8 protein-coding genes are annotated in these 15,729 nt (G+C 38.4%); 4 read left to right on the plus strand and 4 right to left on the minus strand.

Annotation, left to right across the window (positions count from 1 at the left end):
* The first annotated feature begins 58 nt into the window (after positions 1-58).
* Positions 59-3,466 carry a hypothetical protein gene (locus NAT51_RS13235; protein ID WP_250599378.1) on the plus strand — a complete coding sequence of 1,136 codons (3,408 nt, stop codon included), beginning with the start codon at positions 59-61 and terminating at the stop codon, positions 3,464-3,466.
* 64 nt (positions 3,467-3,530) lie between these two features.
* On the plus strand, positions 3,531-4,199 hold the full coding sequence (locus tag NAT51_RS13240) for a hypothetical protein (RefSeq protein ID WP_250599380.1): 669 nt from the start codon (positions 3,531-3,533) through the stop codon (positions 4,197-4,199).
* A gap of 79 nt (positions 4,200-4,278) precedes the next feature.
* Here NAT51_RS13240 and NAT51_RS13245 read toward each other — a convergent pair whose 3' ends face one another.
* Genes NAT51_RS13245 through NAT51_RS13260 form a run of 4 tightly spaced genes read right to left on the minus strand, consistent with a single transcriptional unit; the run spans position 4,279 to position 12,952 of the window.
* The gene (locus NAT51_RS13245; RefSeq protein ID WP_250599381.1) at positions 4,279-7,158 is read right to left on the minus strand and encodes an alpha-amylase family glycosyl hydrolase; all 2,880 of its coding nucleotides are present in this window, start codon (positions 7,156-7,158) and stop codon (positions 4,279-4,281) included.
* Positions 7,159-7,210: 52 nt separating this feature from the next.
* Entirely contained in the window at positions 7,211-8,335 is a 1,125-nt protein-coding gene (locus NAT51_RS13250; RefSeq protein WP_250599383.1) for a SusE domain-containing protein, read from the minus strand.
* 11 nt (positions 8,336-8,346) lie between these two features.
* Positions 8,347-9,945, minus strand: a complete 1,599-nt coding sequence (locus NAT51_RS13255; RefSeq protein WP_250599385.1) for a RagB/SusD family nutrient uptake outer membrane protein — start codon at positions 9,943-9,945, stop codon at positions 8,347-8,349.
* Between the two features lie 10 nt (positions 9,946-9,955).
* Positions 9,956-12,952 carry a SusC/RagA family TonB-linked outer membrane protein gene (locus NAT51_RS13260; RefSeq protein WP_250599387.1) on the minus strand — a complete coding sequence of 999 codons (2,997 nt, stop codon included), beginning with the start codon at positions 12,950-12,952 and terminating at the stop codon, positions 9,956-9,958.
* 226 nt (positions 12,953-13,178) lie between these two features.
* Between NAT51_RS13260 and NAT51_RS13265 the strand changes: the two genes are divergently transcribed.
* Together NAT51_RS13265 and NAT51_RS13270 are read left to right on the plus strand one after the other, a co-directional pair.
* The gene (locus NAT51_RS13265) at positions 13,179-14,195 is read left to right on the plus strand and encodes a LacI family DNA-binding transcriptional regulator (protein WP_250599389.1); all 1,017 of its coding nucleotides are present in this window, start codon (positions 13,179-13,181) and stop codon (positions 14,193-14,195) included.
* A gap of 175 nt (positions 14,196-14,370) precedes the next feature.
* Positions 14,371-15,729, plus strand: a complete 1,359-nt coding sequence (locus NAT51_RS13270; protein WP_250599391.1) for an MFS transporter — start codon at positions 14,371-14,373, stop codon at positions 15,727-15,729.

Raw genomic sequence — 15,729 nt, forward strand, 5'->3', positions numbered from 1 at the left:
GGTAATAGCTTTTTTGGCTTAATTACAATATCTTTGGAACTTTTGAGTTTTTTTTAATATGGCTAAAAGTCAGGCTTTTTACGTAGTTTTTCTTTTTTTTCTAGTATCGCTGAATGTATTGGCACAAGAAACTCCGTACCATTTAAAAAAAATCCCGGTTACAAAAGACACCATCCGTATTGACAGTGTGAGTATCAATCAAAGTTTTTTTAAAGTACTTGATTCCAAAGGTGAAGTTATAGATACTGCTTTTTATAAGGTTGATTTCAAAAAAGCGGTTTTGGTTTTTAAAAGTGACTATGAAAGCAAAGATACTTTAACCGTCCGTTATCTTAAGTTTCCTGAATTCCTTACTAAAGAATATACAATTTATGATAAAAGCAGGGTTGTAAGTAACGATAAAGGACTGACTTCATTGTACAAAGTGTCGAACGCATCCGTGCGGAAAAATGCTCCGTTTGAAGGCTTGAATACTTCGGGGAGCATTACCAGGGGAATTACTATCGGTAACAACCAGAATGCTTCGGTAAATTCTAACCTGGACTTGCAGATAACCGGGAAACTCTCTGATAAAGTAAGTTTGAGAGCTTCCATCCAGGATAGTAATATTCCGTTACAGGAAGGAGGTTATTCCCAGCGGTTAGATGAATTTGACCAGATTTTTATTGAACTTTTTTCGGATAAGTGGAATATCCGGGCCGGGGATTTGTTTTTGGAAAACAGAAAATCAAAGTTCCTGAATTTCAATAAAAAAGTGCAGGGTCTGGCGACACATTTTACTTTTGGGACACCTGAAAAGAAAACTGAGGTATATGCATCGGGCGCATTGGTGCGCGGGCAATATGCAAAGAGTACTTTTACCGGTCAGGAAGGGAATCAAGGACCTTATAAGTTAAAAGGACCGAACGGTGAATTGTACATTCTTGTTATTTCCGGTTCTGAGCGGGTTTATGTAAACGGAATACTGCTCAAGCGTGGGGAAAACAATGACTATATCATTGACTACAATGCCGGGGAAGTCATTTTTACTTCGCTTTTTCCGATTACTTCGGAAATGCGTATTTCGATAGAGTATCAGTATTCCGACCGCAATTATACCCGTTTTGTGACCTATGCCGGTGTTAATCATGAGCAGGAAAAGTGGAGCCTTTCCGGTTATCTTTATTCGGAGAATGATGTGAAAAACCAACCCGTACAGCAAAATCTTTCGGAAGAGCAGGTTGCTGTTTTAGCCGATGCCGGCGATGATCCCAATCAGATGACTGCGCCTTCAGCTGTTGAAGAATCCTATTCGGAGAATAAAATCCTGTATAAAAAAGTGATTATAGATGCTGTTGAGGTTTTTGAATATTCCACAAATCCCAATGACGTTTTGTATAATGTAAAATTCAGTCTGGTAGGGAATAATTTGGGGAATTACAGACAAAAAAGTACCATCACAAACGGACGTGTATTTGAGTATGTGTCGCCTATAGGAGGTGTTCCGCAAGGAAATTATGAGTCGTTTATCCGTTTGGTTGCACCTACAAAAATACAATTGGCTACTCTGCTGGGAAAATATAATCCCAGTGAAAAAACCACTGCCGATTTTGAGTTGGCCGTAAGCAACAACGATAAAAATCTATTCTCAGGAATTGATGATGGGGATAATCACGGTTTAGCCGGGAAGATTAATTTCAGACAGCGTTTGTGGACTAAAAAGTGGATAATAGACGGTTTTGGGAATTACCAGTTAATTCAGAAGAATTTTAAAAGTATTGAACGTTTGTTTTCGATTGAGTTTGATCGGGACTGGAATTTATCGAATCCTACGGGGAATCAATTATTAGCCGTTACCGGATTGCAATTTGCATTGGGTAACCAGTCCAATTGGAAGTATCAGTTGGAAGTGCTGGATTTCTCCGAGAGCTTTTCAGGAAAAAGAAATGTGATTTCCGGGTTTTACAAGACTGGTAACTGGATTGTTACGAATGATGGGAGTTGGATGAAAAGTGACAGCAATTTGGCTACCTCTGATTTTTTACGGAATCAAACCCTCACAAAATTGCATCATAAAAAGAACTGGATAGGCGGGAGTATTCGTTTGGAAGACAATCAGGAGAAAGATAAAGTAACGAACCAATTATCTGCTTTAAGCCAGAAGTTCACCGAGATGGGTGCTTTTATTGGCCGTGGAGATTCGACTAAGGTATATGTGGAATTGGGTTATCTTAACCGTGTAAATGACAGTTTGCAATCAGGCCAACTGGAACGGGTGAATACCTCCCGGTCGTATTATATCAAATCAAAGTTAATCCAGACCGATAAAAGCGATTTGTCGGTTTTTGTCAACTACCGTAATTTGAAATTCAAGGATGGCAGGGATGATGAACCTTCGCTGAATTCCAGAATTTTGTACAATGACCGTTATTTTAACCAAATGGTGCAGCTTACCGCGGCGTATGAAACCACTTCCGGAACATTGCCACAGCAGGAATTTACTTTCTTGGAGGTTGAGCCTGGACGCGGTATTTATGCCTGGAACGATTACAACAATAACGGGATTCAGGAAATACAGGAATTTGAAGTGGCGCTTTTCCCGGATCAGGCCAAGTATGTGAAAGTCTTTTTGCCAAATCAGATTTTTGTGAAAACCCACCAGAATAAATTTTCCCAATCGATTACTTTGAATCCTGTTGTGTGGCAAAATAAGAGCGGATTAAAAAAAATTGCCTCCTTTTTTTACAATCAGACTTCTTATTTGATTGAAAGAAAAATAAAACGTGACGAAGCTAATTTCGATTTGAACCCGTTTGCTAAAAGCGGCGATGATTTATTAGGGTTGAATTCAAGTTTCCGGAACAGTTTGTTTTACAACCGCGGTAAGCAAAAGCATTCGGTGACCTATACTTTTATTACCAATGAGTTGCGTTCGCTGCAAAGTTCTGGCGTGCAGGAAGTGGAAAATAAATCCCATCAGTTGCAATATTTGCATTTGTACCGGAAAACATGGTTGTTTTCTGTGTCCGGAAAGAGTTCGGAAAGTTCCAACACTTCAGAAAATTATGCTTCCAGAAATTTCAGTATCAGCGGTAAGCAATTTGAGCCGAAGATTTCGTATCTGTTTAATAAAAATGCCAGCCTGGATGTATTTTATGAATTCCAGGACAAGGAAAATAAAATCAACGGACAGGAATCGCTGCAACAAAATAAGTTTGGCTTATCGTTTAATCTTGCGAGTGAAAAGAAAATAACCCTTAACGGAGAATTTTCTTTGGTAAGCAATAAATTTTCCGGAAGTGAATTTTCGCCTGTTGGATTTCAAATGCTGGAAGGACTTCAGGCCGGTAAAAACAGTACCTGGCGTTTACTACTCCAAAAAAACCTGACCCAGTTTTTAGATATCAATGTGAATTACCAAGGAAGGAAAAGTGAAGGAATTAATGTGATTCATACAGGTAATATTCAGTTAAGAGCCTATTTTTAATTTATAAATGCAGATTGTAAAAAATTTAGTATTTTTAGTATGTTAACATTTAAACAATCTGAAAATGAAAAAGTTACTTGTATTGTGTTTCGTGTTTATTTTCTCAAACACATTCTTTGCCCAGGAAACTACTGCTGAAAAGAAAACAAAAGCAGAGATAGAAAAAGCCGAAAAAGCCAAAGCTGCAAAAGAGAAGCGTGAAAAAGCAAAAGCGGCCAAGGCTAAAAAAGAATTAGCCGATGCCAAAAAAGAAAAGGCAGCAGCTACAAAAGAAAAGGCGGAAGCGAAGAAAGAAAAAGCAGCGGCAACAAAAGAGAAAGCTGATGCAACCAAAGCAAAGGCGAAAGAAACTGCTGCCAAAAAAGAGAAAGAAGTTAAAACAAAAGCGAATAGTGCTTCTGAAACAGGTAAGACAAAATCTACAGCAGGTAAAGCAAAAGCAACTGCCAATAAAGCCGATGCAAAAGTCAAAGACGAATCAGATAAGGCAAAAGCCAAAGCAAAAACGACCAAAGCAGAAGCAAGTGATAAAGTAGCAAAAACCAAAACTACTGCTAAAAAAGCGGTAGCCAAAAAAGAAAGAGAGACGACCGAGAAAGCCAATCCGAACACTACTGATAAAGTAATCGGGAAATACAAAGAAAGAAAAGTGTTTGAAGGACCGAGAGGCGGTAAATATTACATCAATAAAAACGGAAACAAGACGTATATTGATGATGATCAGTTAGAATAATTCCAATACAGCAAACAATAAAAAAGCCCAGGTTTATCCCGGGCTTTTTTGATTTAACAAATTTAACTATTTCAAACAACTATTCTTTGATCAATTTGATTGTTCCCTGTTGGTTTGTTTCATTTGTAAGCTTGACAAAATATAGTCCGCTGTTCAGGTTTTCCACAGAGAAGTTGTGTTGAGCCGCAAAACCACCCTTAAATGTTTTTACCAACTGACCGGTCAGATTGTATATTTCTACTGTTTTGACAGCTTCCGATAAGTTGAAATAACCATTTGAAGGATTAGGATACAAAACAATGGAATTGGCTAAATTGAAACCCTCATTGTTTAAGCTTTGTGCGGGTTGGTTTCCGTAAATTCTGAAGCCGCCAGAGGGAACAGAGATTACAGCCTGTGTATCGGTCACATTCATCGAAGTTCCGTCTATTAAATTATACCAAGTACCCGCATAAGGAAAGTTAGGGTTGATGGTTAAATTAGCGACAGAAAAATTAGCCAGAACTACCACATTTTTAAGGGTTGAAGCCGGTAAGGCATTATCGAAAACATACAGGCGTTGTTTTACAGTGCTTCCGTCAGTATTGATAGTGTAATCGCCTTCAAAAACAGCCTCCTGGGTTTTAAGGATATTGAACTTAGTCCAATTATTGTAAATGGTATTCCGTGTTGGATCAGTAAGCCAGTTTTCTGTCCATTGCGGTTGCGGTTTTGTGGCCAGTTTGCAATCTCCTGAAGTAGGGTCGCTTTCAGTGTTTACCGTTCCGTTGCTACAGGTATAAATGGAGTCATCCATGCCTAAATCAGCAAAATGCCAGATCATTTTCGGACCCGGAACCAAAATAGAAACGGCTCCGATGGCTGACATACGGTTTAAAGTATTCGGGAGATTATTGTATACAGGAAAAGCTCCTGCGGCATTTCCAGTTGTCATAGCTGTATAAACCAAACGTTCTTTGTCATGGCTTTCCGGATATCCCAACAGTCTTTTTCCAAGGAAAGAAGCTCGGCTTTTATGTCCGATGCCGGTTATATCGGCTCCGGCAACCCCTTTTATAAGCGGTTCATACTGAGAAGTCATTTCACCCCACATCATAACCCCTTTGCTTGGGTTTTCCGCTATTCGGTAATTTGCCCATTCTTTTTCTTCGTTTTCGGTGCCTAAGTGCTCGAAAATTGCATAATGTGTTGGGTCTGCAGTCCAGCAATTGTCTACATATTCTTTTAGAACTGCAACGCGGTCAGCCTGATAACTGTTTGTACACGATTCATCAGCAGCTGAACAGTTCTGAGTAAAACCTTTGGTTAAATCCCATCTGAAACCATCAATTTTGAATTCCTGTATCCAGTATTTAGTTACTTTTTTTACGTATTCTTTGGTATAAGCCGAGGCATGGTTGAAATCGGATCCAACACTGTAACTGTGTCTGGCTACCGTATTGAAATATGGATTTTCAGTGCTTGGGTCACCCCAGCCGTCACCATCAGGATCATTCATCCACATACGCACCATGGGATTTCTTCCGAAAGCATGGTTAAAAGCAATATCCAGAATAACAGCAATTCCATTTGAATGACAGAGGTCTACGAATTCTTTCAATTTTGCCGAAGGTCCGTAATGCTTGTCCAAAGCCATGTGGAAAGAAGTATTGTATCCCCAGCTTTCGTTACCTTCAAATTCCATTACCGGCATTAATTCGATGGCGTTTATTTTCAGGTTTTTGAAATAACTGATTTTGTCTATTAAATCCTGAAAATTCCTGTCGGAATCAAAATCCCGGATTAGTGCTTCGTAGACGATTAAGTCTTCTTTTTTAGGTTTTGTAAAAGAAGTGTTTATCCATGGATAAGCCGTTTGTCCGGTTTGTAAAACGGTAACTTCCCTTTCCTGACCGGCAGGATAAACTGGCATATTCGGATAGGTTGAAACCGGTGTCCAGGGATCATCATAAGGAGATAATACCAATGTTGAATAAGGATCGGCAGCTTTGACAAAGGAAGGTGAATTTGCTATTGGCGTCTGGTCTACCACCCAATATTGGTAATTCTCTGATTGTCCCGGAGTTAATCCCGTTAACTCCAGCCAGAATTTTCCTGAAACAGGATCTTTTTTCATGGCATAAGCCGTTGATGGTTGGTAATTATTGAAACTACCTGCTACATATACAAAATCTTTCCCCGGGGCGGTCAAAACCAAAGTCGCCCGTGTAGCGTCACCCGGATTGTAATTGATTCCGTCTTCAAGTCCGGCTGGGATTGCCTGTGAAATAGTTCCCGGGTTGATGATGACATTGAATTTTTTGGAAAATGTTACAACACCTTGTGTAATAATGAGTTCGTATGCTTTGTTAGTGGTGATGTTTGTGTCGTTGTAGCTATAGGAAGAACCGGAAAAAGTATTGATTTGTGTTCCATTGGCCAATAAAATGTAATTAGCATTTCCATTAGTGTTGTTGGCTGTAATATTGAGGTTCCCGCCTGACGAAATTATGGTATTTGAATTTAATCCGGGAGAAGTCAGATTTGCCTGAAAAGTACCAACTTCTGCATAAATATCCTGTGATTTTTTATCACCGGTTCCGTTTTTTGCTTTAATCAGAAAGCCAATCCTGCCAATTCCTGTCCGGCTGTAAAAAGTGGTAGGGGAAAAAGTTATGGTATAGGTGTCGTTTCCTGAATTGTAGGTTAAGCGGTTAGCTTCATTAGAAGCTGTCCATGTTCCGTTGGTAGGGCAATCTAAACTGTTTGTATCATTGATATCGTAAGACCACGACCATAAATACAGGGCGTTTCCGGCTACTCCCCAAGTGCCTTCATTAATTGAAGATCCCTGAAAAGTCAAAGTAACGGATTGATTTTCGTCGAATGTGCCTGGTGAAACACTATAGCTTACTGTTTGCTGTTGTGACCAAGATACCATCGATATGAAAAACAATATGAATAAAATAATTTTTTTCATACTTATAGATAAATTAAAAAGGCTGGGTTAACCAGCCTTTTTTGGTGTGTTTTTAGTTAAAAGTTATGGTCTTGTTAACTGTATCAATTTTAAATCTTTTTGTTGCAGTTGTGCCAACATATCTAAAGTTACTGTCACCATCATTAGCGTTAACAAAATCTGCAGAAATGGTATAACCGTCAGCGATGTATCCCGGGAAATTTCTGTTAGGAGAACCCCAGCTGTCACCTCCGTCGTTAGCAAACCAAACTCTGAATGCTTCATTGTTCTTTAATTCGACAGGAACTTCATATATTCCGGTGTCAATTTTTCCAAGTTCAGTTTCGTTGTCACCGGCCCAGCTCCATCCGCCCGGAGTTGCAGCACCAACCAGCCAGTAAGAACTATTCGTGTTTGATCCCTGGAAAGCAGTGATGGTTTTGTTGTTTTCATCTATTTTCAAACGATGGGTACCAGGTGTTCCGGTAAATCTGAAATTACTGTCACCGTCGTTTGCATTGACTAATGTTGAGTTGATTACATATCCGGCACCAGTATAGTATGGATAATTTCTTCCTGATCCCCAATCTCCTTCTGTTGTGAAAAAACGGAATGAATCATTAGCAAAATCAACTGTTGAAGTTAAAACGTTGTCATTACAGAATAATACGACAGGACTGTTCCAGTTCCATCCTGCACCTACCAAACCTGCACCAACTGCATATTGATTCAGGCATCCAAAAGGAGTAACCGAAAGAGTAATGCTGTTTGAATACTGAGGTTCTGCACCTGTAGTGCCAACAGTGGCTTTGATTCTTACATCAATTGTTCCTTCCGTGAATGGCGCTACTCCCAATAACAAAGAATTAAGATTTAGTTCAGCAACATTAACCGTTGCATTTGTTGTAGGAGAAGTTGTAATGTCTACCGGCGCGGCAAAATTTGTTCCGTTTTTAGCAAATTGAACTGTGTAGGTTACAGCAGTAGGAACAGTGTAAATTGCAGGTTCCCATGTGAAAGTAACGGCCGGATTATTAGGAGTCGCTTCTGATAAAATTATTGAAGTTCCTGTTGAAGGCGTAACGATTTCGAAAGACGCGTCTTCAGGTTCCAGAATTTTGAAATTATTTTCATCTTCACACGAATTCAATATCAATGCGATTATACTGAGAGATAAATATTTGAATATATTTTTCATAGCTAATGAATTTAGTAATTAGGATTTTGGGTTAAATTAGGGTTGGAAGCTAAGCTAGCCGCCGGTATTGGGTACACGTTAAAATGAGCCGGTAACGCAATACCGCTTTGACTGTTTCCTTTCCAGGTCCAGTTGTAAGAACCTCCGGTGAATTTATGGAAACGGATAAGATCTTGTCTTCTGTGGGATTCCCAGTGTAGTTCCCTTGCTCTTTCGTCTAATATAAAATCCAATGTTAAATCAGATGAAAGGATGTTTGCTGTTGTTCCGTTGTTAGCTCTTTCCCTTAAATTGTTAACATAAGTCAAGGCCTGGCTTGTTGTGGTATTTCCGCCTCCTCTTAATGCGCATTCTGCATACATTAAATAAACATCGGCTAATCTGAACAAGGGAAAATCAGTATCCACAAAAGTTTGATTGGATCCAGGAACTCCGGTAGAGCTTATGTTAGAATACTTGGCTAAAATGTATCCTTGTTTTTGTGTTGAAATAGATGCAATTTCAATTGGTCTTTCAGCTGAAATAATCGTTTTTCTTTCATCATTGTTGAATTGAATGCCGTCAAATTTCTGAACAAACTGTTTTCTAAGACGGATGGCACCGCCCCAGCCTCCGGCACCAACGCCCATTGAAGCTCCATTTTGTTCAAGTGATCCTACCTGACCATTGATCATCACCGTAGTTGGTCCATAATTTTGCGTTGCTGTTCCGTCAGACTGGATGCTGAAAATCATTTCGGTCGATGTGTGGTTATCTGCTTTGAAATTGTCCAGATAATTATCTTCCAATGTATACCCGCCGCCAATTACATTATTGCACATTGCTGCACACTCAGTATATTTAGGCTGATTGATATATACTTCTGCATTCAGGTATAATTTAGCCAGAATCATCCATGCCATTGCCTTATCCAAACGGCCATATTCGTTCGTTCTGGGTTCTTTTAAAGAAGGTAGGACAGAAGTTAATTCACTTTCAATGTAATTGAATAATTCGGCTCTGTCGTATTCAGGACCGGCAGTATTAATTGGATCATTTTCAGTTACCAGAGCTGCTTTTCCGAATAAGTCCATTAAATGATAATAAGCCAAAGCTCTCAATACTTTAACTTCGTTTCTGTATAATGCAATATCATTTAATAATTGAGTATCTGTAACACCTCTTGAGCTTAATTTTTCAGGAGTTGTCTGGCGTAAATATTCATTTACCAATGCTACCTGGAACATTGCTCTTCCGAACATACCTCTTAAAATAGGATTGTTTGCGTTCCATGTATTTCTTTGGATTTCACCAACACCCGGGTCACTTTCATAACTCCAGATGGCCTGGTCTGCTGCTAAGTCCTGCATGTACCATAAACATCGTCCATATTGACTTGTTCCGGCGTCTATTCCCTGAATATTTGATGATTCGGCACCATTTAGTCCGGTTAAAGATAAATTTCCGTAAATACCTGCCAATCCTTGCTTGTATGATTCATTTGTTGAGAAAAAGGCATCTGAAAGGAAAATGTCATCATCTTCCGGTGTCACATTCAAATCATCGGTACATGAAGTGAAAAATGTCAGAAATCCAAGGATGTAAATTATGTTATATTTTAATTTCTTCATGGTTTAAATTTTAAAATTTCACGTTTGCACCAAATAAAATCTGTCTTTGTCTTGGGTAGATCGTATTATCGATACCTCCGGTGATTTCTGGATCCAATCCGCTGTATTTTGTGATAACGAATGGGTTTTGGACACCAATGTTAAATCTTAAAGATGCTTTTCCGTCTATCCATTTCGGAATGGTATAGCCTAAAGTGGCATTGTCCATTCTTAAAAATGAAGCGTTTTCAATGTAGTAATCAGATAAAATAACGTCTGAAGTTGTAGTGAACCCGCTTTCCAATGCAGAAGAAGGTATATTGCCTAATACAGTATTGTCTTTTAATAGGTTCAATTGTGCTCTTGAAGAATTCACGTTGTTGTAAATCCTGTTTCCGATGCTCGCTCTCAGGTTAAAAGAGAAGTCAAAGTTTTTATAATTCATATTGGATTGGAATCCCAGAACAAAATCCGGATCCGGATTATTGTAAATGTAACGGTCGTTATTGTTGATGATTCCGTCGTTGTTTAAATCGGCATAAGCACCTTCGATTGGATTGTTGTCAGCATCGTACAACTGTTTGTAAACGAAGAATGAATTAGGAGTATATCCTTCACTGTGTACTTGTATTGTACCACCGGTACCACCTCCGATTCCACCAACAAGAATATTTGATCCGAAAGCCAACTCTTTGATGCGTCTTTCGTATTTAGTGGCGTTAAAATTAAGGTTCCAGTTCCAGTTTTCGGTTTTAGCAACTTCAGCATTAATATTCAATTCAATACCTTTAGTGGTAAAACTACCAATGTTTTGCCATCCGGCATTAGAAAAGTTACCTCCATCTGCAAAAGCCACATTGGCTAATAAATCATCTGATTGTTTGTAAAATGCATCAATGCTTCCTGTAATTCGGTTGTTTAGGATTCCGTAATCCAAGCCTGCATTATACGTAGTGGTTTCTTCCCATTTCAGGAAAGGGTTTGTTGGTGAAGGCAATCCCACTATGTAAGTTTCGGGACCAAAATAATACTGAGAATTTGTATTACCTGTTGAATAAATAGGAAGGTAGTAATTCCTTGCATCATTAGGTAAATCTTGTTGTCCTGTGATACCCCATCCCAATCTCAGTTTTAAATCTGAAATTACACTGTCTTCTTTCAGTAAATCCTTGTTCATTTTCCAGGCAAAGGAAGCGGCTGGGAAATTACCCCATTTTTCATTGGTAGGAAAACGGGAAGAACCGTCTCTTCTATATGTCAGTGTTAATAAGTATTTTTCATTAAGAGTAAGGTTTGTTCTTCCGAAAAAACCAATTAAAACCAAATCAGTGTCAATTGTTGTCTCCGGCCCTGCAGAAGTTGGGTTTAATCTGTTTCTTGTTGTGAAATTCTCTGATTCGAATTTCTGATATGAATAACCTGCGGTGGCTTCCAGGTTTAGTTTGCCAATTTGCTTATTGTACACTAAGTATCCGTCAAATAGTTTATTTGTCGATTCAGAGCTTTCAAACTGGTCGTTACCGTATTTTCCTGAAAAACTGGTTCCGTTTCCGTCTGCCGTACCGGCATATTTAGGTAAGAAAAGGGATCTTTCTCCTTTGATTTTATCTATACCTACGTTTACTACAGCTCTTAGATCAGGGAAAAAGTGTAATTTGTAGTCAGCCTGTACGTTTCCGAAAATTCGGTTTACAAGTCCTGTGTCATTTCTCAGTAAAAGTTCAGAAACCGGATTTCGGGCTGTATTGGATAATTCAGTTGGGCTGGTTGTGTTTTCGTAATAACCTCCCCAAATGGATCCGTCCAAGCGAACAGGTTTTGTAGGGTCAAAACGCAAAGCACCGCCTTCAACACCATTAGTGAATCTATTTCTTTCGTTTGAGTAATTTGCATTTACGGAAAGCTTAAGATGATCTTTAAATAATGTTGGATTCAAAGCTAAACCAACAGAATTTCGGGTGAATTTATTTGTGAGTCTTAGACCTAACTGATAAGTGTTTCCTAGCGTTAAACGAGTTGGGACAGCTTTAAATAAGTTACCTCTTAAAGTTAAATCCTGATTTACTGTTTCTGTGGTTTTTCTGTAAATTTCTTTCTGCCAATCAGTGTTGTATAGAATTCTACCTTCAATAATGCCCGGAGTTGCCAGATTATCAGTTGCAGATGTAGTTGGATCATCAATGCCTAAAAGATTAGTCTCATCCGGGAAGTAAGTTTCAATAGCATTGACGAATTCAGAACTATTCAGTACATCTACTGTTTTTTGTAATTTTCCAATACTGAATTGGACATTGTAATCGACTGAAAGATTTTTGCTTCCTTTTTTAGTTGTGATGATAATGACCCCGTTTGAAGCTCTTGACCCATAGATTGCAGTTGCAGAAGCATCTTTTAAAATTGTCATTGATTCAATCGTACTTGGATTTAAAGAAGCAAGGAATGAAGTACTTCCGGTTGCTGTTTTGTTTTCAATCGGAAGTCCATCAATAACAATAAGCGGGTCATTACTTGTAAATAAGGAAGAACCACCCCTGATTCTGATTTCCGAACCTGATCCGGGTGCTCCGCTCGTATTTATGGTTACTCCGGCAACTCTGCCATTCAACAGGTTTTCAGCTGTTAAGATAGCACCTTTGTTAAATTCTTTGGTTGATAGTACTGAAGCAGATCCCGTTGCATCCTTTTTCTTTACGGAACCATATCCAACCACAACCACTTCATCCAGTTTTGAAGATTCTTCCTGCATTACAACAGTGATGTTGTTTTGCCCGGAGAATGTTATGGTTTGTTCTTTGAAGCCCAAAAAAGTAAATAAGACAGCATCACCATTTTTTAAATTTGATAATGAAAATTGTCCGTCAAAATTTGTGGAAACCCCATTATTTGTTCCTTTTACCGTTACGTTGACACCAGGGAGTGGCTGACCCGTGGTTTTGTCGGTGACAACTCCTTGTAATTTACTTTGAGCCAGTAAATTAAGTGGTAACATAAGTACTAAAAGTAACAACTTTTTATACGATGTTTTCATACATTTTGTTTAAGTTAGAAAATTGTTTTGGTGGGCATACATTTTACTTCGATAAGTTAAATTTATATAAATTTTAAAACAATTTTCAGGAACACTTGTTAAAACATAACCGCAAACGTTTTCGTGTTGAAAACTTTTAAGAAAAAGCATATTTTTAGGTAAAAAATTTTCATTCATAAAAATAAAATTTACCTTTATTTTCAAATTATCAATTTTATATTCTGTAATGAGGAAAAAAATTACCCTGAAACAAATTGCAAAAGAATTGGATGTTTCGATTTCCACCGTGTCAAAATCATTAAGGAACAGTCCGGAAATTGGAGAAGAAACAAGAGAAAAAGTACAGGCTTTCGCCAAATTGTATAATTACAAGCCAAATAATATTGCTTTGAGTTTAAAAAACAGAAAAACCAAGACCATCGGAATCATTATTCCTGAAATCGTACATCACTTTTTTGCGACTGTTATCAGTGGTATAGAACACTACGCTAATGATTACGGATACAATGTTATTGTATGTCTTTCGGATGAATCTTTTGACAAGGAAGTAATCAATATGGAAATGTTGGCCGGTGGCAGTATAGACGGATTTATAATGTCATTGTCTAAAGAAACACAAAATAAAGGTGATTTTCATCATATATCAGAAGCAATCAATCAGGGAATGCCGGTTGTCATGTTTGACCGTGTGACCAATGATATTTTTTGTGATAAGGTAATTATTGATGATAAAACGGCTGCGCAGGATGCTGTGAATTTCCTGGTTTTTAAAGGAATGAAGAAAATTGGTATCATCACCACGGTTGATTATGTGAGTGTGGGTAAACTGAGAACCGATGGTTATTTACAGGCATTCAGACAGAATAACCTGATTGTAAAGGATGAACTGATTTTAAAAATCGAGGATATAGAAAATTGCGCAGTTGAAATTGAAAAGTTTGTTGCCGAACATGATATGGATGGAATTTTTGCCGTTAATGAATTATTTGCCGTAACTGCCATCAAAGCAGCCAGTAAATTAGGTAAAAGAGTTCCCGAAGATTTATCGGTAATCGGATTTACGGACGGGATCATATCCAAATTCTCAACACCATCGATTACAACCGTAAGTCAGGATGGAGTGGAAATGGGGAAGAGGGCTGCTAAATTATTGATTGACCGATTGGAAAATGATGAGGATGATGAGTTCTACACAGTTGAAATTGTAGAGACGTATCTGGTCGAAAGAGAGTCGACCCGATAAAAAGTTATTAAGACTCTAACGTTGTAGTGAAGAAATTCATTTTCCGGATGGAGCATGATTGGAATCAATCATTATATTTACCACAATTATCAAGCATATACTTTTACTTCGAAAATAAAAATATGTATTGATAAGCACAAAACGCTTATCGTAGTATAAACTTTAAATTACGATAATGGAAAAGCGTAAATTAGGTTTCTGGGAAATTTGGAACATGAGTTTCGGTTTCTTGGGAATACAATTCGGATTTGCACTGCAAGGCGGGTTCATGTCAAGGATCTTCCAGACATTGGGTGCAGAACCGCATGAAATTCCGGGACTGTGGATAGCAGCCCCTCTTACAGGATTGATTGTTCAGCCAATTATTGGTTATCTGAGCGATAATACCTGGTCACCCCGTTTTGGAAGAAGAAAACCCTATTTTTTAATTGGAGCGATACTGAGTTCTTTTGCGCTCTTTTTTGTTCCGTATTCATCAGCTTTATGGATTGCTGCCGGTTTCTTGTGGATTCTTGATGCTTCCATTAATGTCAGTATGGAACCTTTCAGGGCTTTGGTTGCTGATAAGCTTCCCGATTCGCAACGGTCTTATGGGTTTGTATTGCAAACACTTATTATCGGTATCGGAACATGGATCGCTTCAAACTTACCTTGGTTAGTGAATAAAATGGGGTTTGAGGATAATTCAGCACCCGGAGTTATTCCCGAGTATGTAAAAATAGCGTTCGGAATCGGTGCTTTGGTTTTTCTCATCAGTATTCTGTATACTGTTCTGACTACTAAAGAATATCCGCCAAAGGATATCGAAGCTTTCAAAGCAGAAAAAAGGGATAAAAATTTCTTTGGTGACTTGTTGGCTTCTTTGAAGGAAATGCCTTCCACAATGAAGAAACTGGGAATTATCCAGTTCTTCAGTTGGTTTGCTTTTTTTACCATGTGGAGTATGGCTACACCGGCTTTGACTGAACATGTGTTTAATTCCCCGGCTCCCAACAAAGAACTTTTTGATTTTACAAAACCGGGCCAACAGGAAGTGTTTGATACTGCCAATAAATTATTCCAGACGGCATCTGATAAAGTTGGCTCAGCCATGGGATTGTACGGTTTGTCTTCTATGGCTTTTGCATTGTTGCTGACATTCTATGCGGCTAAAAGGAGTGTGAACAGAAAGTATATCCATATGTTTTCATTGATTGCCGGTGGAGTTGGTTTTATTTTAATGGGTTTTATTAAAGACCAAAGCTGGCTCAATGTTTCATTTCTTCTTATAGGTCTTTCATGGGGAAGTATCTTGTCCATGCCTTATGCCATGCTTTCGAGTTCTGTCAATGAGAACAAAATGGGAATGATGATGGGATTGTTCAATATGTTTATTGTAATTCCGCAAATCATCGCCTCATTGGGAGGAGTCAATACGTTGTCAAAACTGTTCGGAGATTCAGCAATTGCTCCAATGCTTCTGGCAGGAACCTCACTTGTGTTGGGAGGGTTGTGTAACTTTTTAATTACAGAGGAAAAAGCAATAAAAGGATAA

Origin of the sequence: Flavobacterium amniphilum (assembly GCF_023634845.1) — a bacterium.
Taxonomy (GTDB): Bacteria; Bacteroidota; Bacteroidia; order Flavobacteriales; family Flavobacteriaceae; genus Flavobacterium; species Flavobacterium amniphilum.

Bases quoted from the DNA above. Each gene is read 5' to 3' on its own strand.
- NAT51_RS13240 (WP_250599380.1), top strand. From the start codon at position 3,531: ATGAAAAAGTTACTTGTATTGTGTTTCGTGTTTATTTTCTCAAACACA.
- NAT51_RS13260 (WP_250599387.1), bottom strand. From the start codon at position 12,952: ATGAAAACATCGTATAAAAAGTTGTTACTTTTAGTACTTATGTTACCA.
- NAT51_RS13265 (WP_250599389.1), top strand. From the start codon at position 13,179: ATGAGGAAAAAAATTACCCTGAAACAAATTGCAAAAGAATTGGATGTT.
- NAT51_RS13250 (WP_250599383.1), bottom strand. From the start codon at position 8,335: ATGAAAAATATATTCAAATATTTATCTCTCAGTATAATCGCATTGATA.
- NAT51_RS13255 (WP_250599385.1), bottom strand. From the start codon at position 9,945: ATGAAGAAATTAAAATATAACATAATTTACATCCTTGGATTTCTGACA.
- NAT51_RS13235 (WP_250599378.1), top strand. From the start codon at position 59: ATGGCTAAAAGTCAGGCTTTTTACGTAGTTTTTCTTTTTTTTCTAGTA.
- NAT51_RS13245 (WP_250599381.1), bottom strand. From the start codon at position 7,158: ATGAAAAAAATTATTTTATTCATATTGTTTTTCATATCGATGGTATCT.
- NAT51_RS13270 (WP_250599391.1), top strand. From the start codon at position 14,371: ATGGAAAAGCGTAAATTAGGTTTCTGGGAAATTTGGAACATGAGTTTC.